The organism is Tolypothrix tenuis PCC 7101 (genome assembly GCF_963874875.1).
GTDB lineage: Bacteria > Cyanobacteriota > Cyanobacteriia > Cyanobacteriales > Nostocaceae > Aulosira > Aulosira tenue.
The window spans coordinates 7030117-7052680 of sequence record NZ_CAWNJS010000001.1; the positions used below are offsets into that span (position 1 = coordinate 7030117).

General features: G+C 40.8%; 18 protein-coding genes. 2 read left to right on the forward strand and 16 right to left on the reverse strand.

What is annotated here, in order from left to right; genetic code table 11:
* Positions 1-1114: 1114 nt before the first annotated feature.
* The 4 genes from AACU25_RS27675 to AACU25_RS27690 all read right to left on the reverse strand — a co-directional run bounded on the left by AACU25_RS27675 (position 1115) and on the right by AACU25_RS27690 (position 3927).
* A complete protein-coding gene (locus AACU25_RS27675; RefSeq protein WP_096581171.1) occupies positions 1115-2290 on the reverse strand; it encodes an AbrB family transcriptional regulator in 1176 nt (391 codons plus the stop codon).
* A gap of 268 nt (positions 2291-2558) precedes the next feature.
* On the reverse strand, positions 2559-2897 hold the full coding sequence (locus AACU25_RS27680) for a hypothetical protein (RefSeq protein ID WP_096581173.1): 339 nt from the start codon (positions 2895-2897) through the stop codon (positions 2559-2561).
* 89 nt (positions 2898-2986) lie between these two features.
* Positions 2987-3373: a nuclear transport factor 2 family protein gene (locus AACU25_RS27685; protein ID WP_096581175.1), complete on the reverse strand. Its 387-nt coding sequence runs from the start codon at positions 3371-3373 to the stop codon at positions 2987-2989.
* A gap of 188 nt (positions 3374-3561) precedes the next feature.
* The gene (locus AACU25_RS27690) at positions 3562-3927 is read right to left on the reverse strand and encodes a Lin0512 family protein (protein ID WP_045867512.1); all 366 of its coding nucleotides are present in this window, start codon (positions 3925-3927) and stop codon (positions 3562-3564) included.
* A gap of 22 nt (positions 3928-3949) precedes the next feature.
* Between AACU25_RS27690 and AACU25_RS27695 the strand changes: the two genes are divergently transcribed.
* Positions 3950-4969, forward strand: a complete 1020-nt coding sequence (locus tag AACU25_RS27695) for a S66 peptidase family protein (protein ID WP_096581178.1) — start codon at positions 3950-3952, stop codon at positions 4967-4969.
* Positions 4970-5229: 260 nt separating this feature from the next.
* Here AACU25_RS27695 and AACU25_RS27700 read toward each other — a convergent pair whose 3' ends face one another.
* The 10 genes from AACU25_RS27700 to leuS form a co-directional block, all read right to left on the reverse strand.
* Positions 5230-6054 (reverse strand): hypothetical protein, encoded by an 825-nt coding sequence (locus AACU25_RS27700; protein ID WP_096581180.1) that lies wholly within the window; start codon positions 6052-6054, stop codon positions 5230-5232.
* A gap of 162 nt (positions 6055-6216) precedes the next feature.
* Positions 6217-7572, reverse strand: coding sequence for a DUF4910 domain-containing protein (locus AACU25_RS27705; RefSeq protein WP_096581182.1), 1356 nt, complete (start codon positions 7570-7572; stop codon positions 6217-6219).
* 433 nt (positions 7573-8005) lie between these two features.
* A complete protein-coding gene (locus tag AACU25_RS27710; protein ID WP_096581184.1) occupies positions 8006-9346 on the reverse strand; it encodes a glutamate-1-semialdehyde 2,1-aminomutase in 1341 nt (446 codons plus the stop codon).
* A 56-nt stretch (positions 9347-9402) separates the two neighbouring features.
* Entirely contained in the window at positions 9403-10305 is a 903-nt protein-coding gene (locus tag AACU25_RS27715; protein WP_096581186.1) for a phytanoyl-CoA dioxygenase family protein, read from the reverse strand.
* Positions 10306-10905: 600 nt separating this feature from the next.
* Positions 10906-11463: a dTDP-4-dehydrorhamnose 3,5-epimerase gene (gene rfbC / locus AACU25_RS27720; RefSeq protein ID WP_096581188.1), complete on the reverse strand. Its 558-nt coding sequence runs from the start codon at positions 11461-11463 to the stop codon at positions 10906-10908.
* A gap of 35 nt (positions 11464-11498) precedes the next feature.
* A complete protein-coding gene (locus AACU25_RS27725) occupies positions 11499-12152 on the reverse strand; it encodes a PIG-L deacetylase family protein (RefSeq protein WP_096581190.1) in 654 nt (217 codons plus the stop codon).
* A gap of 354 nt (positions 12153-12506) precedes the next feature.
* On the reverse strand, positions 12507-13304 hold the full coding sequence (locus AACU25_RS27730; RefSeq protein ID WP_045873432.1) for a sugar phosphate nucleotidyltransferase: 798 nt from the start codon (positions 13302-13304) through the stop codon (positions 12507-12509).
* Between the two features lie 230 nt (positions 13305-13534).
* Positions 13535-14800, reverse strand: a complete 1266-nt coding sequence (locus tag AACU25_RS27735) for a class I SAM-dependent methyltransferase (RefSeq protein WP_096581192.1) — start codon at positions 14798-14800, stop codon at positions 13535-13537.
* 33 nt (positions 14801-14833) lie between these two features.
* Entirely contained in the window at positions 14834-15862 is a 1029-nt protein-coding gene (locus tag AACU25_RS27740) for an NAD-dependent epimerase/dehydratase family protein (protein ID WP_096581194.1), read from the reverse strand.
* 1549 nt (positions 15863-17411) lie between these two features.
* Complete coding sequence (gene leuS, locus AACU25_RS27745) at positions 17412-20039, reverse strand: leucine--tRNA ligase (protein ID WP_096581198.1); 2628 nt, start codon at positions 20037-20039, stop codon at positions 17412-17414.
* A gap of 87 nt (positions 20040-20126) precedes the next feature.
* On the opposite strand from leuS, the gene AACU25_RS27750 reads away from it, so the two are divergent.
* Positions 20127-20576 (forward strand): gamma-glutamylcyclotransferase family protein, encoded by a 450-nt coding sequence (locus tag AACU25_RS27750; RefSeq protein ID WP_096581200.1) that lies wholly within the window; start codon positions 20127-20129, stop codon positions 20574-20576.
* A gap of 31 nt (positions 20577-20607) precedes the next feature.
* On the opposite strand, the gene AACU25_RS27755 is transcribed toward AACU25_RS27750, so the two are convergent.
* Together AACU25_RS27755 and AACU25_RS27760 are read right to left on the reverse strand one after the other, a co-directional pair.
* Positions 20608-21228 carry an anti-sigma factor family protein gene (locus tag AACU25_RS27755; RefSeq protein WP_096581202.1) on the reverse strand — a complete coding sequence of 207 codons (621 nt, stop codon included), beginning with the start codon at positions 21226-21228 and terminating at the stop codon, positions 20608-20610.
* Positions 21229-21395: 167 nt separating this feature from the next.
* Entirely contained in the window at positions 21396-22052 is a 657-nt protein-coding gene (locus AACU25_RS27760; RefSeq protein ID WP_096581204.1) for a sigma-70 family RNA polymerase sigma factor, read from the reverse strand.
* Between the last annotated feature and the right edge of the window lie 512 nt (positions 22053-22564).

Genomic DNA, 22564 nt, shown 5'->3' on the forward strand with positions numbered 1-22564 from the left:
TGTGTTACGCCGCAGGCTAACGCACCTTATCTTTTTGCTTTCTCAGAATTAACTTCCGCTTTCCCAGAATCAACTTACGCTTTCCCAAAATCAGCTTCCGCTTTAGCATTTCCGTGTTTCGCGCAAGTTGTAGCAGCTTCCGCTTTCCCAGAATCAACTTCAGCTTTAACGTTTCCGTGTTACGCGCAAGTTGTAGAAGCTTCAGCTTTAACGTTTCCGTATTACGCGCAAGTTGTAGAAGCTTCAGCTTTAACGTTTCCATGTTCCGCGCAAGCTGTAGAAGCTTCAGGGTTTCGAGATCATCTTAATATTCCACCAAGAATATTTTTCTTTCTTCCCCTTGTATCAATTTCAATAATATTTGCGACAGATAAATTCCATGTAGGGAACATCCACCATTGGTGTCAACTTAAGCTAAAAGCTATATAGGGCGGGCGTTGTACAAATACCTCGCGCCCTCATCCCCTAACCCCTTCTCCCTCAGGGAGAAGGGGAACTAAATCTCTTGCTCCCCTCTCCTGGTGGGCTACGGTGTACACACAAGTTATCGAATCACTACCATTCCTCGAATTACCCCACCCTAACCCTCCCCTTGGAAAGGGGAGCCACTGCGTTGCGGTGAGACCAGCGCTGCGGGAGGGTTTCCCTCCACAGGCGACTGGCGAACCCGAAGGGGGGTTCCCACGGCAGTCCGCTCAAGTCGGGAAACCCGCCCACGCGGCTGCCTCCCCGTTGTAGCAAGTGGCGTGAGGGAACTAGATTTTCTTGTTTCCCCCCTTGGCAAGGGGGGATTAAGGGGGGTAAAACCCGGATCTCAAAATAACTTCGATTTGTGTATACACCGTAGCTCCTGGTGGGAGAGGGGCACAGGGTGAGGGCGAAACCTTGAACAAGAGCGGGTTTCACGTTAAGTTGACACCACTGGGCATCCACAATCTTTTGGTATATTCAATTATCTTACTGGTGCCGTGCCCCTACCCATGTATAGGAATCATGCTTAAAGTCAAATGGTATTAGGGACTTCCAGAAATTACATTATCCATTTTTCAAAGAGAAATCCGGGAATTGTATTCCTCCTCCACTTGGCTGGTGATGCGCTACCCGACAACGCATCCTACGATTGGCTTTCAAGCCGGCGAAACAGAAATAACCAAATAGGTAGGGAACTGTTAATTGCAATTAATCTGACTAAATGACCTGCGGTGACAACTTCCACATTATGATTCAATACCAAGGCAACGAGAATCATTTCTGCGGAACCGCCTGGGGCTGTTACCAACAGACAAGTTAACCAATCCCAAGATGTTAATTGCATAGCCAGCATAGCAGCGATCGCACCTGCAATTAAAGTCATAGCTACAGACATGACTGCATAGCCGATAGTTTTGGCATTGAAGCTAGGTTTATCTCCCCAATATTCCCCAATGGTAATTCCTAACAGCATTTGCCCAACTAAATTGATTAGTGGTGGTGCAGTAAAATGCAAACCAGATGCGATAGGCACTAAATTTAGCACTGGGTTAAATGCTACCCCAATCACCAAAGCACCAAAAAAATCGCCTGCGGGAATCTTCAAGAATATCGCCAAATAAACTACTAAGGCGGTTACCCCCAGTGCTAATAAAAGTAATCCTAATTGCGATGGCTCAAAATTGAGTAAATTGCTTTGCATGGAAATAGCTTGTTGATTCCAAGAACTGCTAAATGTGGTTCTCGCAATCAAAGGAATCAGAAAAACTACGCTTGTTACCCGCAAGGCTTGAACTAGCGCCACTAAGGTGACATTTTTATTATAATCGGCTGCGATCGCTGCCATAATTCCCACTCCGCCGGGAACTGTCGCCAGCATTGCTGTTAATAAATTAGTTTGACTGAGGCGCGAATAAATATAGCCAATACAGATGCCACAAAGTAACAGAAAAATTGTTAATAAAATGAATATGGGAATTCCAGACGCAACACTGGCTAAATCACTATGACTACTGGAAGCACCCACCGTTAGCCCCACCAGCGCCATACCAGCTTTTCTCGCAATCCGGTTAGGCTTGGGGTAATATTGCCAAAAAATCCGACAAATCTGTAAAACTATAGTACCCGCCGCAATACCCCCAAATATCCAAACTATTCCCCCAATATTCAACCTAGCAAGGCTGAAACCTAAAGGTAACGCCAGCAGCATTTCTAAAATCAAAACAGCTAACTGCTTGACAAAGAGATGTTGTTGAGCATCAATAGGATTTGCAGCAGTTGATTCCTCAACAATAGGAGCAACACTAAAGCTATGATTCATCGATGTGCGCTTTTTTCTTAGTTTAATACGCACAACAGATCATGCGATCGCACTATTAGTAAGCCAAGGCAACTTGGCGGGGTAAAGGGGAAGGGGCAAAGGGGAAAGGTTTTTCTCCCTTACCCTTTTCCCTTTAACCTTTCCCCAACCTCCATCTAACATTTTTGAGTTGGCAGACTACTATGTAGCATCAAAAACTTTGGAAGAGGTGCGTTACTTCGTTAACGCACCCTACTTCTTGTAGAGACGCGATTAATCGCGTCTCTCTCTAATCTTCATCAAGTGCGGGGAAAGCTTCCTCAAATTGCCATAACTCATCTTTATGTTCCATGAACCAAATCCGAGTTTCTGGAGTTAATTGACTCCAAATATTTTCTATAGGAATGTGGGGAGAAGAATAGCGATATTGTTCACCGAGTAATTTCAGATTTTCCACTACATCAAGGGGAATACCAAATTCTCGCCAGTCAACTTTCACATATCTTCCAGAAAGCCCTGCTGCGGGGTCAAAAATTAATTGTGCCGCCCTAACTAAATCAGCAAAATGATTTGCTTTGAGTCCGGCTATTTGCTGAAGTGGTAGTGATTGATTATGCTCTTGAGACATTGTCGCTGGAGTGGTAAAGATGATTTGTTGGTTGAACTTACTGCCAGAGATTTTTATCCCAATTTTCCTATTTTAGCGCACCGTCCTTTTTAAGAACGCAGTTGCGCTATCATTGCGGCTGGGTTCCAGTAAGCGCGAGTAGTTTGAATTTTACCTGCGGCGTTAATTTCAATAATAGTAATTCCGGCAAAAGTTACTGATTTACCAGTTTTGCTAGTTCCTTCCATTGTCCACTTCACTGCTGCTTCATTCCCACTTACAAAAATATGCTCAGTGGTAGCTTCTAGTTTTGTAAAAACTGCTTGCAATTGCCCAATAAACTGACGGAATCCCTCATGCACTTTTGCTGGTGGTTCCCCTACTGGATCGTAGCTTAATGCATCTTCAGCAAAGTTTTCTACCCAGCCTTCAGGGTTCATACTAGCCATATTAGCAAAGTAAGCAGCAACTACGTTTTCAATGGTTGCATTTGACATATAAAAATCCTATTTCAGTTGTGCAAAATATCGGTTTTAGCTGTTATTTAACTTTCTTAAATAGACTTGAAACACTTACCAATCACCAATCACCAATTACCAATTACCAATTACCAATCACCAATTACCAATTACCAATTACCAATTACCAATTACCAATTACCAATTACCAATTACCACCAACCTAATTATTCAGTTTCAATCAACACATGAACAGCAGCCACAGCTATTAACATCTCGTCATTTTTATCGTTGAGAGAAGCAATTGCGCGTCCTTGAACTACCATTCCCCCAGCTTCGACAGTCAGAGTTTTACGCCCAAAGGGTAATACTGCTAATACTTCCTCTTGTCTTACCTGTTCTGGGTATGGTACTGCTACTTGAACTTCCACAATCATCTCATTGGGGTCATTTAAACCAGCAACTTCCCACACACCAGGTAACGCATTATGTGCGATCGCATTTCTTACCGCCCTAGCTGCTGCTACTGTGGGTTCTTGTCCATGTTGATCAACTCCCATGCCCATCTCGATAATAAAGCGTTTTTTAGCCATAACTTCCTCCCATCCCTAATTTATGCACATCAACCGCCGACAATTTCTTACCAGCGTTGGGTTAGCAACTTTAGCTACCCAGATACAACCTTTTACAGCCCAAGGTCAATTATCTCGCAATAGCACCCTGAAACCACCTCATCTGCAAATTGGTGATACTGTGGGATTAATCGCCCCAGCCAGTACCGTTGACAGCGAAGACATAGCCACTGCACAGCGTAACATTGCAGATTTAGGGCTAAAAGTGAAGTTAGGAAAGCATATTTTGGATCGTTATGGTTACTTAGCCGGAAAGGATCGCGATCGCGCTTTTGATTTAAACTCAATGTTTGCCGATCCATCGGTAAAAGCTATTATTGCTATGCGTGGCGGCTGGGGTTGCAATCGTCTCTTACCTTGGCTGAATTACACTAATATTCGCAATCATCCCAAAATCTTGCTCGGATACAGCGATATTACATCTTTATTATTAGCAATTAATGCCCGCAGTCGCCTAATTACTTTTCATGGCCCAGTTGCCACTTCTACCTGGAATCAGTTTACTGTAGATTACTTTCGGCGCATTCTATTTAATAGCGAAGCTATAACTATGCAAAATCCCTCCCCTGGGGAAGTGAAAATAGAAATAATTACCCCAGGAAAAGCTAGAGGTAAACTTGTCGGCGGTAACCTATCTGTCCTCTCAGCAATGATAGGTTCAATGTACCTTCCTGCTTGGCACAACAGCATTTTATTTATTGAAGAAATCAGCGAAGATGTTTATCGTGTAGACCGAATGCTTACACAGTTAAAAAATGCTGGCATACTTAATCAAATTGCTGGTTTTATCTTTGCCCAATGCACCGATTGCAGTGTTGGTGATGCACCAAATTTTACTTTAATGCAAGTCTTGCAAGACCACATCCGCCCATTGAATATTCCCGCTTGGTACGGTTCAATGATTGGTCACATTAAAAATAAATTTACCGTACCCGTGGGTTTGCCAGTAGAAATTGATGCAAGTTCAGGCACAATTCAAATGTTAGAATCAGCCGTTATTTAATGTTAAAAATCTCAATTAATCATCTGTATCAACAAAAGCAAAAGGGTAAAAGACCGAAATTCTAAATTTTTTGCATCTAGATTTTTTCCCAATTTGAAAAAAGAATGTGACAGATTGTAGAGGCACGGCAATTCCGTGCCCTCTAGAATATTATTAATCTGTCGCAAACCTTATTTAACTTCGTATGAGTTTTCTCAGAAAGATTAAAACCTTGGTTTTGATGTAATATTTCCTTTGGAGCCTGAATCTCAGATAAATCTCTATTGATTAAGGGCCATCCTGAGAGCTGCTGCTGCAAGGTTAAGCTCCAATTTATCTGCATTCTCTAATGCCCATTCGCCAGAGTTCTTGAGTCGTTTAAATGTCTTGGGCTTATCATTTCGCTGTGCTGCCATTTCTGCTGCTGCAATCTCTCCGACAGCATCTATCTGTTCTGATGTAACTGCATTTTGCTGCATTTTTTGTTTTAGTTCAGCTAATTCCTGCGCCAAACTACTTAAATCAGAATCAGCTTCTGTATAACTTTCTTTCGCAGCTTTAAAGATAGACTGAATAGTTTCCTTATCGTCCATAACCTTGGCGACTGCTGCTTTGAGATCCTCTTCTTTAACTTGTCCTGCACCTCTGTTTTTAAGTAAAGCTGCAAGTGCTTTCATATAGATATAACCTGCTGCGATCGTAGCTCCATAAACAGTTGCGCTCATTAAAGCATAAGAAGCAACTGTACCAGCCCCAGGTAAAAACTTCAGAGCAGATCCTAGTCCAAAGACTGCTAGTACTGCCGCATTCGATGCCAAATTAGACACAATCCCTGTGGCAATGCTTTTGACTAGGTTTTTGGTAAAAGGCAAATCAAGCTCTCTATTGATACGTACATACATCGTCCATGTATTACCAAAAGCTGCAAATAAATCTGCACCAGGTACAGGAATAAAGATGCAACCGACACCAATTCCTGCATGAATCTTTACTATTCCAGCTAGTTTCCCTGGCAGATTTTCATCTGTAGCTTGATTGATTGCTCTTACTAGATCAAAAGCTGCTTGAGTTAATTGTCCTTCTTTTACTGATTGATTCCCGTTCATGGACTTTCCTTTTATATTCTGATAATCTTTATTCTGAAATCCAACTATTTAGTTGCAAGCCACTATAATTAATGACTACTACAGCTAAATTGCGAATTCCAGAAAATAGCAGGTATTAAATCGAGATAAATTTAATTTCCAACAATCTGAGCTACAACAACATTAGATTGTGGTTGCTTTATGCTGCAAAATTTCCTTTTTCAACAAATCAGTTTGCGATAATCTATCCGCCGCAGTTTTAATATCATCAAATGGCATTCCCGATTTTTTAGCAATATCCAGCAGAGTATGATCGCCATCAGCTAAATTCAAAACCCACAAAATAGCCATTTCATTTAATCCGCTATCTTTTTGCCCGCCAACTGACCGATATAAACCTCTTTTCCCTAACTGTGGCTCACATTTGGGTTTCTGGTTAACGTAAACTTGATTACTATCAAGAATATGTAATATAGAAACACATTGAGCAAAAGAATCAGCTAGATATTGTGGTTTGACAAAGTCCAAATTATCAGCTGAGGTGTGATATTCCGGGAAGCTACCATGAGGCGATCGCATAAAGCAACCTACAGCTAAATTAAACCCTGGTGAACAATATTGTCGCTCATCATAGCCATAGGGAAAAAAGTCAATAATTTTATAATTGTGACCTGAGTTGTTCAGCACATAACTGACAATCTCATCAATTTCGGTATTACCTCTGCGGCTTTTTTTGTAAGTAAAGTTACCTGCATCTCCCAAACAAGTTAAAACTAAACCATGTTTGATGCGATGCACATTTGCTTCGTTTACAGATAGCCAAGTAATTGAACCAATAGTTCCCGGTATAAAAACAAATCGATAGGAATAGTGATTTTTAGTTTGGCTGAGTCGTTTAGCGAGAAAAACTGCGATCGCAATTCCCGAAAGGTTATCATTGCACAGCGAAGGATGACAGGCGTGACAAGAAATCAACACTTCCTCGCTGCTGGCTCCGGGAATAAAATACTCACCATAAGTCAGATTTCCCGGTTCTAAAGATGAGTCAATACATACTTCATATTCTTCATCTTGCAGTTGTAAAAACTGATTATGACTAAGACAAAATCCCCAACTTTCTTTGTAATAGGAAGTCCGGTAAGGAACCCAATCAGGATAATCGGGCAGTGTAAATAAATGTGATTTTAATTCATCAAGAGATATCTTTTGATGTACAGGAATACTGTAATTAACAACGTGTAAATTTAAATTTGCAAAATCTACAATTTTTTCACCTTGAGAGTTTTTAATATAAGCATCTTTAATATTCCATTCTTTAGGAACTTTCCAATCAAAAACTTCCGTTCCTGTTGGTACTTCATGCACTGATAGCGGAATATGCTGTTGCAAAATCCTGAGAGTTTTTCTAAACCCATCACCTGTAATACTGCGGCAGATAGGATAAAGTTCAGTAATTAATTGATATATTTCTTGAGCTATATCACTGCTGTTTACAGCCTTTTCTAGCTTGGTCTCTACAGGTTCTTGAAGATTTACCATGATAATTTCCCTGGGATAATCTCATTTTTAATCAACACAGTAGGGGCACAACATTATTCATTGGTGTCAACTTAACGTGAAACCCGCTTGGCGACAACGTTCTGCCCTCACCCCCAGCCCCTCTCCCACGAGGAGAGGGGAGCAAGAGATTTAGTTCCCCTTCTCCTGCGGGAGAAGGGGTTAGGGGATGAGGGCGCGAGGTATTTGTACAACACGTGCCGTATATAGCTTTTAGCTTAAGTTGACATGTATGAACATTGTTGTGCCCTTACCAGAATTTACTGTTTAAACTGTGTATGCCATGAACATGGAAAGCGCTGGATGTATAGATGTAACCTCAGAACTTCTCCACCTAAAAGCTAAATAACAACTTGCATCAGGAATTTGAAATATCACATCGTGGAGACGTTACATGAAACATCTCTACAGTCTGCTAACAATATTTTCTAAACACAGGTTTAACTGGACGGCCAATTAGATACTCATCAATTCCATATTCTAGAGCTTGGCGGTAAACCTTTAAAGCTTCCCCAATAGCCTCAATCGTGAAATCAATATCTTCATTGCTATGGGAGTAGCTAACCACTAAAGAAGGTAGAATCAACCCGCGTTTAATAGTTTCTTGCATAAAGAGAGTTCTAAATGCTTGGGATGGTTGTTTGTTTTGGTCGCGAGTGCCATAAACTAAATTGCAAGGAAGTCCCGCAACTTGGAAGTAATCTTCCAATCCATAAGCTGCGATCGCCTGCTTAATCCCTGCAGATAATCTTTCTCCTTGCTGATACAGATACTCGATTACACCTTCTGTCCGGAAAGTGTTCATAGTCGCGATCGCCGCAGCTAAGGCGTGGTTTTCGGCTCCGTGGGTAGTAGATAGCAGAAATACGCGCTCTTTATCGTGATAAATTCCGCCTAGTTCCATAATTTCGCGTTTCCCAGCCAGTGCGGAAACAGCGAAACCATTACCCATGCTTTTACCAAATGTCGATAAGTCGGGAACGATATTGTAGCAGTTTTGGGCATTTCCCCCAGCCCAACGGAAGCCTGTAATCATCTCATCTAAGATGAAAATCACGCCATTTTCCTGACAGAGTTTTTGTAACTCATAAAGAAAACCGTTGGCTGGATGTTCATATTTAGCGGGTTCTAAAATGACACAAGCAATCTTTCCGGGATGATTTGCAAACAGAGCTTTTACACTTTCAATGTCATTAAAAGTGAATTTCACTGTCAAATCTTGAACCACTTGAGGAATCCCCGCAGACATAGGAGTGCTGCCAATAAACCAGTCATTATAGGAAAAGAAGGGATGATCGCCACAAATAGCCACCATATCCCTTCCTGTATATGCTCTAGCCAGAGTAATTGCGGCTGTAGTTACCGTTGAGCCATCCTTGGCAAATTTCACCATTTCTGCGCCAGGAACCCAACTCAGAAGCTGTTCAGCACATTCTACTTCAATGGTTGCCGGACGGGTGAAGTTATTACCCAGCAACATTTGCTGATAAGCTGCTTCTACCACAGCCGGATAAGCGTGTCCTAAAGTAATGGCACGCAAACCCATACCATATTCAATAAATTCATTACCATCAACATCCCAGACATGACACCCTTGACCTTTCACAATAAAGCCTGGTGCATCTTCGGGAAATTGGTCATCACCTTTAGCGTAAGTATGAGCACCACCAGGAATTAGAGCATGGCTCTTTTTTTGTAAAGCCTTGGACTGTGAAAAAGACTGTGTAATTGAGGGTTTAAAATCAGCTAAGGTCATCGAGATTTTTCCTTAATGAGATTTAATTTGAATAGGCGATCGCAAGCGCAATAAAATTAGGAAACCAAGCACTCTTCTCGTGCTGGGGTGTCATAGCGAGCCACTAAATCTTCAGAAATCCGGCAGAAATCAGTACCTCTCAAGAAGTCTCCTAAAGAAGTACCTGTACAGTCAGAATCGATATTTGGCGCACCCCTTCTCGCGATCGCATCATCTAGATGCACAGTTCTAAAATCAATGCTAAAGCGGGTATAACCGGATGTATTTGGTACAGTTGAGTGCATCTGCGCGCCAGAGAAGAGAATCATCCCGCCAACTTTCGGAACCAAGCGCAATTGTGGTTCTATTTCTAAAAGTTCTTCAGCGCGGGGTTGCTTGCGTGTATCTTTTTTAATATGCTGGGCAGCAGTTTTGCGGCTTTCTCGATTCCACTTAGCGTAGTTATAGTCTCGAGAACTATTTTTCACTGGCTCATTCCAGTAGCGGGGATGGAATGCCATCACATTTTCAGATGTGACATCATATACAGGTAACCACCAGTTAATTTGGCATTGCGGAGCAGAGTACCAAGTGTCACGATGGGGATGAAAAGCGTAAGCAATCCCAGAAGTCAGATAGCCATCACTGGTTGCAGTTCTTAAGCGAGGTACATCAAAATAGGTTTTGCTCAAATCGCATCCGCTTTCCTCCAAAATCCCTTGGATGAGTTCTTTGGATTTTGGGTGATGGATAAAAGCTGGTTTGAGTTTTGCCAAAATCTCAACGTACTTCTCCACAGGTAGATTATGCTGTGCTGTGGTTGGATCTAAAGGTGCAAAGGCTGCTTCCGCCATTTCTCGCGCCAACTCACAAAGAGCGATCGCGCTTTTAGAAGGAGAATAGACAAAGATTTGTCCGTTGTAGAGATGTGTCCTTCTAATATCATCATTGATATGTGAATCGAAATAGATTGTGTTCATTTTCTGTTCCTTATGTTCACACCAAGTTCTCTAAAAAATTACTTACCCATGAAAGTTTGATATAAAGATGCAGCTCGTGATCCTTAGATAGGTAGGCTAAACAGTTGACACATCATAGATAGCGCCAGTGCTTACCAATCTGATACCAATTCACAAAAATTCTGAGACTGATAGATTTTTTGTAGGGGTTTAGGGACTTCCAGAAATTAAATTATCCATTTTTCGGAGGGAAGACTATAATTCTATTCTTCTTCCTCCTCTGCCTCCTCTGCCTCCTCTGCCTCCTCTGCTTGCCAAAGCGATTGATTATTTTTTTATTTGGAAGTCCCTTAGTATTGCTAACCCTCTACCCACCTACTTGTTTCATGATTACAGTGAAACAGTCCATGAGTATGCAGCCTTAAATAAAATTGCTATCCAGATAAGTATTCAGCATCACCAGCTATGCAAACAGTGAAAAATGTCTGCATATTCCCAAGCCTGCACCCGTTGATTTATGAATTTTTGCAGGGTTAAATATCCCTGCTTTTAGCTTGTAACTATTGCTACTTAATGCTGGTTGCAAATAGCTACACATCTCAGCATTGCAGCTGAAAAGCTTTATCTTCCCGCTAGTGTTCCGATATTCTTCTGCTCAAATAAATTCCAAGCTAGATCTTTTTCGGAAATTTCACTAATCGGTAAAGGCCAGACAATTCCAAAAGCTGGGTCATCGTAGCGGTAACCTGTGGAATATTCTGGGGCATAAAAATCGCCCATTTGATACATTACTTCTGTATCATCAGTTAAAGTTTGAAAACCGTGAGCAAATCTATCTGGGATGTATAACCCACGGCGATTTTCCGCAGTTAACTCCACACCAATATACGATAAATAAGTCGGAGATTCGGGACGTAAATCGATAATCACATCATAGATAGCGCCGTGGATACAACGGACTAATTTGGTTTCCTGCGAAGGAGGAGTTTGATAATGCATTCCCCGCAGTGTCCCTTGCTTATGGTTAAAAGATACATTGCATTGAGCAATTGTGGATTTTAGACCATGAGCCTCAAATTCATTGATGCAAAAAGTCCGAGCAAAAAAACCACGACTATCTTGTTTTAACTCTAAGTCAACAATGAATGCCCCTTTTAGCTTTGTTTCTGTGAAAATCATGTATTTGGTTACAAATATTTTTATAAAAAGACTAGTTAAAAAAATATTTTGCGGCAATAGAAAGCTTCAGCATAATTACCCGGTGAATTAGATTCAATTCCTCGGATTCTGAGGATTGAACGGAAAGTTTCATCGGTAAACCATTGCTTATTATTCTGCGTAGCAAATGCATCCAGAAGATACTGGATTTTGCGCCGACAGATACCTTCATCTAAATGCACAAAGAAATTGGGAATCCCCAAGTCGCCGTCATACTTGGGTATTTCATATTCCAAAATTAAATGGTTTCTAAATGTATTCCAAGTTAAATCAGAAACTAAGCGATGATCTTGATGGCGATCATCTCTATAATGCGTAAAAATTAAATCTGGTGAAAATTCTTGCTTTAACTGCTCAAAGCATTCTTTCACTTCTATTCCGTGAAAAGGCAAAAAACCATCGCGGAACTCTTTAATAATAATTTTCTTGGATTGTACTTCTTTTAAAAATATACTAGCACTTTTCTTGGCTTCTGTGGCTCTTTGCTCATTAGAACTAAATACTACCCAATAGATAATCACATTTTTGTAATTTTCTATCAGCTTTAAAATTGTGCCGCCACAGCCAATTTCAATATCATCGCAATGAGCACCCAGACAGAGAATTTTATACTCAGATTCGGCTGTTTTATCAAAGCTAATTTTGAGCATATATTAACCCTATCTAATTTGTGAAAGCTTAGTAAACTTGAGTTTGATAGTCATTGCCCACATATTGTAATTTTTGCCTTGATTTTTGGATATATTGGGTGAGCATTAATCACCCAATACTCAAACACCTGGTTTGGCGTAGGTTGGGGTTCCCCCCTTTGTAGCAACTGGCGTTCAAAAGTCCAAAAAAATTGAATTTTTGACCCTTGACTGTTGACTCTTAAACCAGAAAATTACTGTACCAGTTGCGTAAGTCTTGCCTTAACTGAGCTGTATTAGGGAACATTGGGTGAGCAATTCTCACCCAATAATATGTAGAGAACTATCAACTGCTAGCCGAAGATGTTAGTAATGCTATGCATTGCTAACTTCCAATTGCTTATCTCTCCAAACTTCCCAAGGACGATGACCTTGAGTATACATATCATCTAACACTTGCTTTTCTTTAAAGGTATCCATCACTCCAAAGAAGCCAGTGTACTTGTAAGCAATTAGCTGTTCTTGAGCAATTAGCCTCTGGAAAGGCTCAAGCACCAACTCCTCACCATAATTAATATATTTGAAGATATCTTTCTTAAAGATAAAATATCCACCATTAATCCAAATTTCCCGTTGTTTGACATCTTTAAGATCCTGCACCAAATCGTTCTCACCAATGTCAACCAAATGGAAACTTTGGCTAGGTCTCACACACAAAAAACTACCGATTTTATCGCGACGATAAAAATTATCAATATATGTAGGTAGGTGTAAATCTGTTAGACCATCGCTGTAGTTGGCTAAGAAAACTTCTTCACCTTCTAAATATTCTTCAACAGCCTTGAATCTTTGACCAATATTCGCAGTTAAACCTGTATCTACAAAGGTGATATTCCAATCTTGAATATCATGATTGAATAGTTGAATTTTGCTACCGCCAGATAACGTAAAGTTATTAGAAAGCCATTCATTATAGTTTAAGAAATAGCTTTTAATTAAATCAGCTTTATAACCTAGACACAAAATAAAATCTTTATGTCCATAGTGGGCATAATATTTCATCACATGCCATAATATCGGTCTATATCCAATATTCACCATTGGTTTAGGAATACTTTCCGAATAATCTCTCATTCTTGTCCCTAAACCGCCACAAAATAATACGACTTTCATTATGCACCTCGTTTTGGCTAATGGTTATGCTTTGCCAGAAAAGTTTTTAATTTTTGCAGATAAATTTTTGCGGAATTATGCAACTACATAAAAGTCATTAATTTTTACTAGCTTTATGCAAGTCTGCATCTATCTTCTGCTCTGTAACTAAAAAAATTGAAAGTAATGCTGGTATATTTATTCTGAATCTTATTTAGCCCCCTGACTGGCTCAGAGGGTTGTCTAAATATTTAAGAGTAGATTTGTACCTCTGGGATTGGCACAACAAATTTACCGCCCCAATCCCGAATGTAGGAAATTTGTGACATAATTTCATCCTTGAGATTCCAAGGTAAAATCAGCACATAATCTGGTTTAGTTTCTTGAATTTTGTCAGGATGAAAAATTGGAATGTGAGTACCCGGTAAAAATTGACCTTGTTTGTAAGGACTACGGTCTACTGTGTAATCGAGAAAATCTGTCCGGATACCGCAATAGTTTAACAGAGTATTACCTTTACCTGGGGCACCATACCCCGCAATTGATTTGCCTTCTCGCTTCGCTTGAATTAAGAAATCCAATAACTTGCGTTTAGTTTCTTTGACTTGTTCACCAAAAGAAAAATAGTACTCTAACTTATGAAATCCAGCAGCTTCTTCTCTGGCTTTCAGTTCTACTACTTGCTCGCTTACAGGTTTAGAATGATCTTCAGTATGGCGAGCGTAAATTCTTAAAGAACCGCCATGACTTTTCAATTCTTGCACATCAAAAATTGTCAAACCATGAGTTGCAAAAATCTTTTCTACTGTTAGGAAAGAGAAATAAGAAAAATGCTCGTGATAAATAGTATCAAACTGATTTTCATCAATTAGCCGCATCAGGTGAGGGAATTCCATTGTAATCACACCTTGCGGTTTGAGGATGATTTTCATCCCTTTGACAAAGTCATTAAGATAGGGTGTATGAGCTAGAACATTATTACCCAGTAATAAATCAGCCTTGACACCTTTAGCAACTTGTTCTTTGGCTGTTTCTTGTCCAAAAAATTTAACAACTGTAGGAATGCCTTTTTTAATTGCTACTTCAGCAACATTAGCTGCTGGTTCTATTCCCAATGCGGGAATATTTTTCTCAACGAAGTATTGCAGCAAGTAGCCATCATTACTAGCAATTTCTATTACTTGACTTTCCTGATTTAATTGGAAACGCTCAACTACCAAATCAACGTAGTTCTTGGCATGTTTTAACCAACTATCAGAATAGGAAGAGAAATATGCATAGTCACTAAAAATATTTTCTGGACTAACATATTCTTGCAGTTGAACCAACAGACAATTCTCGCAGACATAAGCATGTAATGGATAAAAAGGTTCCATTTCATTCAGCTGTTTGAGGCTGCGATAGCTTTCACAGGGAGGAGACATACCTAAATCTACGAAGGTATGGCGCAAACCTGTTCCACAAAAAAGACACTCACCCGTGATGAGTTGATTATCAGTTATTTTTGGTAGATTCATGATTTATAAGGTTTCGGCAATCAGATTTCCAATTTAAACAGTCCGCCAGAAGAAATCTTGATCGATTTGTTGAGTGCGAATCAGATATTCTAGTTGTTTGAGGCGAGTAAAACCTCTAGATTCAAATACTTCTCTTGTCATGTCAATTTGTTTGAAGACATTATAGAGTTGTTGGGCACCACGCTGGGCATCCCACTCACACTTGAATCCCGGCAAATTTTTATTGATTTTATCGAAAGAAACCCGATAACTGCGGTTGTCAGGATCGTGTTTACCAAAGCTTAATTGACAACCTGTAAATACATCTGCAACTATCTCGGCAATTTGTTTAACTTGATAATTGCCATTTGTATCCCCAACATTAAAAATTTGGTTGTGAATCACATCTCGGGGTGCTTCTAATGTACAAATAATGGCTTTACAGATATCCAATATATGCACTAGCGGCCGCCAAGGTGTACCATCGCTATTCATCTTAATTTCTTTGATTGTCCATGCCCAACCTGAAAGATTGTTCAAGACAATATCAAAACGCATCCTCGGAGAAGCGCCATAAGCTGTAGCATTCCGCAAAAATGTCGGAGAAAAGCTATCATCAGCCAACTGCTTTACATCTTGTTCTACCAAACCCTTGCATTTGGCATAGGCGGTTTGAGGATTAATAGTAGACTCTTCGTCTACATAATCTTCAGTTGCAAAGCCATAAACGCTACATGAAGAAGTGTAGACAAAACGTCGCACCCCTGCTTCCTTAGCCAGCTTTGCTAAATGTACTGAACCTTTGTGGTTGATATCGTAAGTGATAGTCGGGGCTAACTGACCTAAAGGATCGTTAGATAATTCTGCCATGTGAACGATCGCATCAACTCCCTCCAGGTCGGAAGCCGTAATATTACGGATATCTTTATTTAAAGTTTTGGCAGTTAGTTCTGTACCATTATACAACCAACCTACCTTATAAAAGCCCGTATCCACGGCAATAACTTCATAACCTTGTTGTATTAACAGAGGTGCTAATAACGAGCCGATATAACCTTCAGTTCCAGTTACAAGTACTTTCATTGTTAAAATCTTCAGCTGTAATTGCGGTTTGCCGGTGCTTGGACTCAGTAGAAACACTAGCTAGGATACTTTTCCCTGAAAGCAAAAGCAATACTTTAAAGATAATTTCATGTTGTCAGAGCACTTCTTCATGTATGCTTTATCAAGCAAATGACTTGGCTCCTGATGTGAAGAGAAATCTATTTTAACAGCCTCTAAAATCAGATAAAAATACCCTTGCAAAATTGTCAATTTTCAGGTTCATTCCTGAATGATTTATACAATAATCAAATTGTCAATAATGGCAATCCTCTATGAGGCAGAAATTTAAGCAGGCGATCGCCATCTGAAATTCCCATCTAAATCGCCAATTCCCAGCAGCGACTACATTACTCAACTTTCTATTTGTCAGTAGACATTAATTTAGAATGCTAACTAAATGATTTATTTATATAGTTAGCATCTAATCATAAGTTCAACTTTATGCAAAGTATTTATAAACTCAAACTCCCTTAAATAATGTGGGTAAAAGTTTCATGATTATGCTCTAGGAAATATTCAGCAAATTTAACTGAATACGGCATTTTCAGGTAACTAAACTCCCATCAGCTGATGATTTATAGTGTTGCTGAGACAGTTCGAGAACTTATGATACACAGCCGTGTATTTTATGTAAGTGCTGTATTTGCAACAATGTCCAAGCGATCGCCAAGCTACTCGACGTTTTTATACTACATACCCAAAGTAGTAACTTTCTAACCGAGTCTGGGTGGATACCGTTCATGGTGAGTCGTTTTTAACTAGTGTCAGTTGAAAAAGTGTCACTCACCACATTCCTGGTTTTGTCCGAGAAAAGATATTCTAAGTTAGTGCAAGGAGTGATACCACTTCACAACATGTTTGTCACTAGTTATCCTCGTAATGCCCCTCCTTTGGGGGTTGTTGCGGATTTCAAATGTTGCATCAAACAAGTGGGTTGGTATAAAGTTATACGGGGAAGCGCTTGAGCTAGCAAAAATCTCAAGCGCTTTTTCGTGTATAAATAAAAAAATTTTCCTCTGGTGCAGAATAAGTAAGTTTTTAAAAGCACATAATCGTCAAAAGTCATAATTATAAAACTACTCCTAGATATTCCTGCTGTCCGTTTCAAATGCAAACAACTCTCTAGTAGTTCTCACGGAGATTCGCAATTTCAGGGTTTTTGCTGAGATGCAATCCTATTACCAACAAAAATATTTTTATTTAGTTATCTAGCAGTATAATGTTCACTTTCTAGCCACTAAAATCGGGCAAATTCAGACCCAAAGGTCTTTTTTTGCAGATGATTGTAGTTAGATAAGCTAAACCACATCTAGTTTGCATAATCTGAAATTATATATTTATTGTGGGGTGGGCATCTTGCCCGCCCAATATATGCAAGTTAAATATGGAACAGCTTATAACTTAAACGCACACCAGCAGCCAGTATCTTGCCGACTACAGCTTTACCTTATATCTTGAAAAATATAAGGTGCGTTAGCCTACGGCATAACACACCCTAAAAAATTCATAGCTGGTATCGCTGCAATTCTTAGCCGATGACAAAATTCACCAACTTTCCAGGTACAACAATTACCTTTTTAATTTCTTTGCCTTCAATGTAACGCTGGGCAACTTCTGATTCTCTGGCATATTTCTCTAAAGCAGCTTTATCTGCTTGCGATGGCACTTGAATTGCACCGCGAGTTTTGCCCATGATTTGAATTACCAAGGTAATCTCATCAGCAATTAACGCTGCTGGATCAAAAGCTGGCCAAGTTTGAGTATGCACAGAATCGCTATTACCCAATAAATGCCACAATTCATCAGCAATATGTGGCGCAAAGGGAGCAAGCAATACCACTAAAGTCTCAATTCCTTCGGCATAGATTGGTGAAGTTTTGCTGCTGCTATCAGTTAGGGCATTACTCAACTTCATCAATTCCGAAATAGCCGTGTTGAATTGATATTCGTCCTCCACATCTTCTGTGACTGCTTGGATAGCAGTATGAATTGCCCGCCGCAGTTCTTTTTCCGGCTTCGTCAAATTAGAGATATCAGCTTTCTTTTTCGATACTCCAGCAGCAATATAATCTGTTACCAACCGCCAAACCCGATTCAAAAAGCGGAATTGCCCTTCAACATCAGCTTCATCCCATTCCAAATCTTTTTCTGGTGGCGCTTTGAACAAGATGAACATTCGCGCTGTGTCTATACCATATTTGTTAATCACATCTTCTGGTGCGACACCATTACCTTTAGATTTAGACATGGTGGCATACAGGCGTTGTAAAGGTTCCCCTGTCTGAGGATCTCGTGGGTTAGCAAGATCTACTAAATGGGAAGCAATCCATTTATCTTTGCCACCCTTATTGGGATTCATGTATGTTAAACCTTGCACCATCCCTTGAGTCAACAGACGTTGGAATGGTTCATCAAAGTTCAACAAGCCTCTATCTCGCAGTACTTTAGTAAAGAAGCGCGAATACAACAAATGTAAAATTGCGTGTTCAATTCCACCCACATACTGATCTACTGGCATCCAGTCGTTGGTTTTACTGGAATCAAACACCTGTTGTTCGTTTTTCGCGTCAGTAAACCGCAAGAAATACCACGAGGAATCAATAAAGGTATCCATCGTGTCAGTTTCTCGCTTTGCTGGAGTGCCACAAGTGGGACAAGGGACGTTTACCCAGCTTTCTAACTGAGTTAAAGGCGAACCGCCACGTCCAGTAAATTCCACTTCTTCTGGTAACTGCACGGGTAAATCTTTGTCAGGAACTGGCACTATCCCACAGTTAGGACAGTGAATCACGGGAATTGGCGCACCCCAATACCGTTGCCGCGAAATCAGCCAATCACGCAGGCGATATTGCACCCGTGCTTTGCCAAAACCTTGCTGTTCGGCATATTCAACGATTGCTTGCTTGGCATCTGTAGAAGCTATGCCACTAAATTGACCAGAATTAATCAAAATTCCTGGTTCGGTATATGCCTCGTTATATTCAACCTGAATAATATTAGAGACTTCACCGTCTTCATCCGGAGTTGTGATACTGAAATCTTTATCTGCAACTGCCTCCGGTTCGACAATGACAAACTCAATGGGCAAATTATATTTATTGGCAAACTTGAAATCTCGAGCATCATGGGCAGGTACACCCATGACTGCACCTGTACCATACTCATACAGTACATAGTCAGCAATCCATATCGGCAGTTCTTCCCCAGTAAAAGGATTGATTGCCTTACCGCCTGTGGGGATACCGCGTTTTGGTTTATCTTCTGCAGTCCGTTCCAGCTCGCTTTGATTGGCAACCTCCTGCACAAAAGCATCTACAGCTGCTTGCTGCTCTTTTTTGGTAACGCGCTGGGTTAAAGGATGCTCTGGTGCTAACACCAAATAGCTCACACCATAAACTGTATCTGGGCGTGTGGTATAGACACTAATTTTTTCATCTAAACCGACGATGGGAAATTCCAAGTAGGCACCTGTGGATTTGCCAATCCAGTTAGCTTGCATCAACTTGACGCGTTCTGGCCAACCTGTTAATTTATCCAGGTCATTGAGTAATTCTTCGGCATAGTCAGTAATTTTAAAAAACCACTGCCGTAATAATTTCCGCTCCACTTTTGCGCCACTGCGCCAGGAACGTCCTTCATTATCAACTTGCTCGTTAGCCAATACAGTTTGATCGATGGGGTCCCAGTTAACTGCGGCTTCTTTTTGATAAGCTAGCCCCGCTTGCAAAAATTGTAAGAAAATCCATTGTGTCCACTTGTAATAGTCTGGCGAACAGGTGGCAACTTCACAGTCCCAATCTATAGATAGCCCCAAGCGCTGCAATTGCTGCCGCATCTGGGAAATATTTTGATAAGTCCACTTGGCTGGCGGTACACCACGGTCAATGGCGGCATTTTCTGCTGGTAAGCCAAAGGCATCCCAACCCATTGGGTGCAGTACCCGATAACCTTGCATTCGCTTGAGGCGGGCGATCACATCAGTAATTGTATAATTACGAACGTGGCCCATGTGTAGGCTACCCGATGGGTAGGGGAACATGGATAAAGCGTAGAACTTTGGCTTGGCGCTATTTGTAGGGGTTTTATCTAAGCCCAGTTCAGCCCATGTTTGTTGCCATTTTTCCTCAATTGCTGCGGGGTTATATCGGGAATCCACCAAAAAATGCTCCTACTGGAATCTTGTTCTATGTCTGCCTCCATATTGTAATGGTAGGCAAACAATTTCAGTTGGGTAAAATAAGCTATGACTGAATTAAAAATAAAATTTTCTGGAATTGTGCGCGTTTTTGTTTACGGCACTCTCAAACCAGGCGAAGTTAATTATAAAAGATACTGTGCTGGCAAAGTCCTAGATACCAAAAGAACTATAGCTTCAGGTAAACTATTTGCGCTACCGATGGGCTATCCTGCTATGACTCTAGAGGACAGTCAAGTTCAAGGATATTTACTTTCATTTGCCGACTCAAAAGCTTTGAGTCAACTAGATGAGCTGGAAGACTACCAGCCGCAGCGACCCATTTCCCAAAATCTCTACAATCGCCAGGAGATTGAGATTTATAATTTCCAAGGTTTATCCTTGGGTTTGGCTTGGGTTTATTTTATGACACCAGAGCAAGTTCAGCAGCTAAGAGGTATGCTGCTAGAAGATGGCTGGTGGACTGGCTGCGGCTTAACTGCCAGCGACCTGCCGTAATGATTTGCCAATTTACAATTAATTAAGCAATTTAGTTAATATCTTGCCCAAGATGCCCTTGTTTAGGCGCTTCTTGATGCACTGGTTTGCTCGGAGAGGCAACTGCTGCTTTGGGAATTTCGATTACTGGGTTATTGATGGCCACCATTAAAGGTGACTCAGGAACCGCAGGTTCTGGTACAGCCTCTTGTCTAGGCTCTATGCGTTGTTGCGCCAGTTGTAGTGTCTTGGTGTCGCCACCTGGAATAATCCCAGCTAGTGAGCCAATAACTACCGCCGCAACCGCAGCACCGCCAAATGCCCAAGCTATCTGAGAACGTCGGCGTATCCGTGTCATCACTTGCTCGACGGTTCTCTCTATCGGCTGTTCGCAGGCCGGAACTGGCATTGCCCGCAATCCTTGCCGGAGATTTAACAATCGTGCGTACAAGCATTTAACAGCAGCATCGTTTGCTAGCCATTCTTCTACTTGCCTACGTTCAGCAGCTGTCACCTCGCCATCGAGGTAAGCACTTAATAACTCGAAGCGATCGCGCTTCACTATATCATCCATAGCACCCGTTGATTCATTGGTAGGCCTAGCCATTCCATCTGCTAACTCTTGATACATTTGCCAGCGAGAACGGTCATCAAACTGAGAATCAGTAGTCATCTTAACATTATTACCAATTCATACACGGGTAAAGACAGCGAATATTTTAGGGAAATTCATCAATTTTCTTCCTAATGGCAGAGTGTCTTTAAAATTTCTACACACTTATTCATCTTTATTAATTAATACTTAAGATCTGCCATTTGGCAGAGGTAAGATACTGTAAATTAAGCATCTAGATAGTTTTGCAACTGAGCTTGCAATCTAGATCTAGCTCTAGCGATTCTTGACTTCACAGTTCCTAAGGAAACCCCAGTGATTTCGGCAATTTCTTCGTATGCCAAACCTTCGATTTCTCTAAGGACAATTGTAGTACGGAATACTTCGGGTAAATCAGCGATCGCTTCTCGCAGTTGCTCGTAAAATTCTCTAGTGGTCAGTTCTTCCTCTGGGCCAGGAGTATCTCCCGCAATCTCCCAATCCATCTCGCCATCATCTACTGAGCGGGGAGCATCCAAAGACAAGGGGCTAACAACCCGTTTGCGTTTGCGTAACTCATCGTAAAACAAGTTAGTTGCAATCCGGCTTAACCAGCCTCGAAATTTAGATGGTTCTTGTAGTCGGTTAATATTCCGATACACGCGAATCCAAACTTCCTGAGCCAAATCAGCTCTGTCAGCCCAATCTGGTGCTAAGTGATATAACACGCGATCGACTTGACTTTGATAGCGGCGCAGTAGTTCTGCAAACGCAGCACGATCTGGGCGCAGTCCAACTTGACAGCGCAAAATTAAATCGTGATTAGAGAGTTTGTCAACTTGCACTGATGCTTCCGGAAAATTCGCATCAACCGTTGACCAGGATACAGTAATCGATTGACTCATAGATCGTACTGGCTTGTAAATCATCCCTTACTATTAGACCTGGTAATTGCCAGGAAGTTCCGCAGTCAGGGACGGATTTATGACTGGAACAAGGAAGTGTATAAGTTTGAGCAAAAATTTAGTAGTGAGGAGTGCTTGTTTTTAGCCCAAACCCTTGCAAAGCATGATTTTTAGCGATAATCTTCTTCCAACTAGAGACCCAGCAATGTTACTGACATTTGTGCTGTTAGTGACATCTGACCTCATACGCTTGACATAAATAGTGAAGAGTGTATAAAGCATATTAGGAAAATTTGGGATTGAGCATGGCGCATTGGGCATTGGTAATTATGAGTTTGTCTACCTTCGCTGATCTACTTTGCTCCTCTGCTTCCTCATTCGCCTTCTGAATTATTTGCCTCAAACTTCCCTGGAATTTTTACAAGTATTCACGAATCAGGGGGATGACTATTCTTTCCCAAAATTTCCTTGAAAAACTAAAATAGGCCAGGTTTTGATATCAGCAACATTTT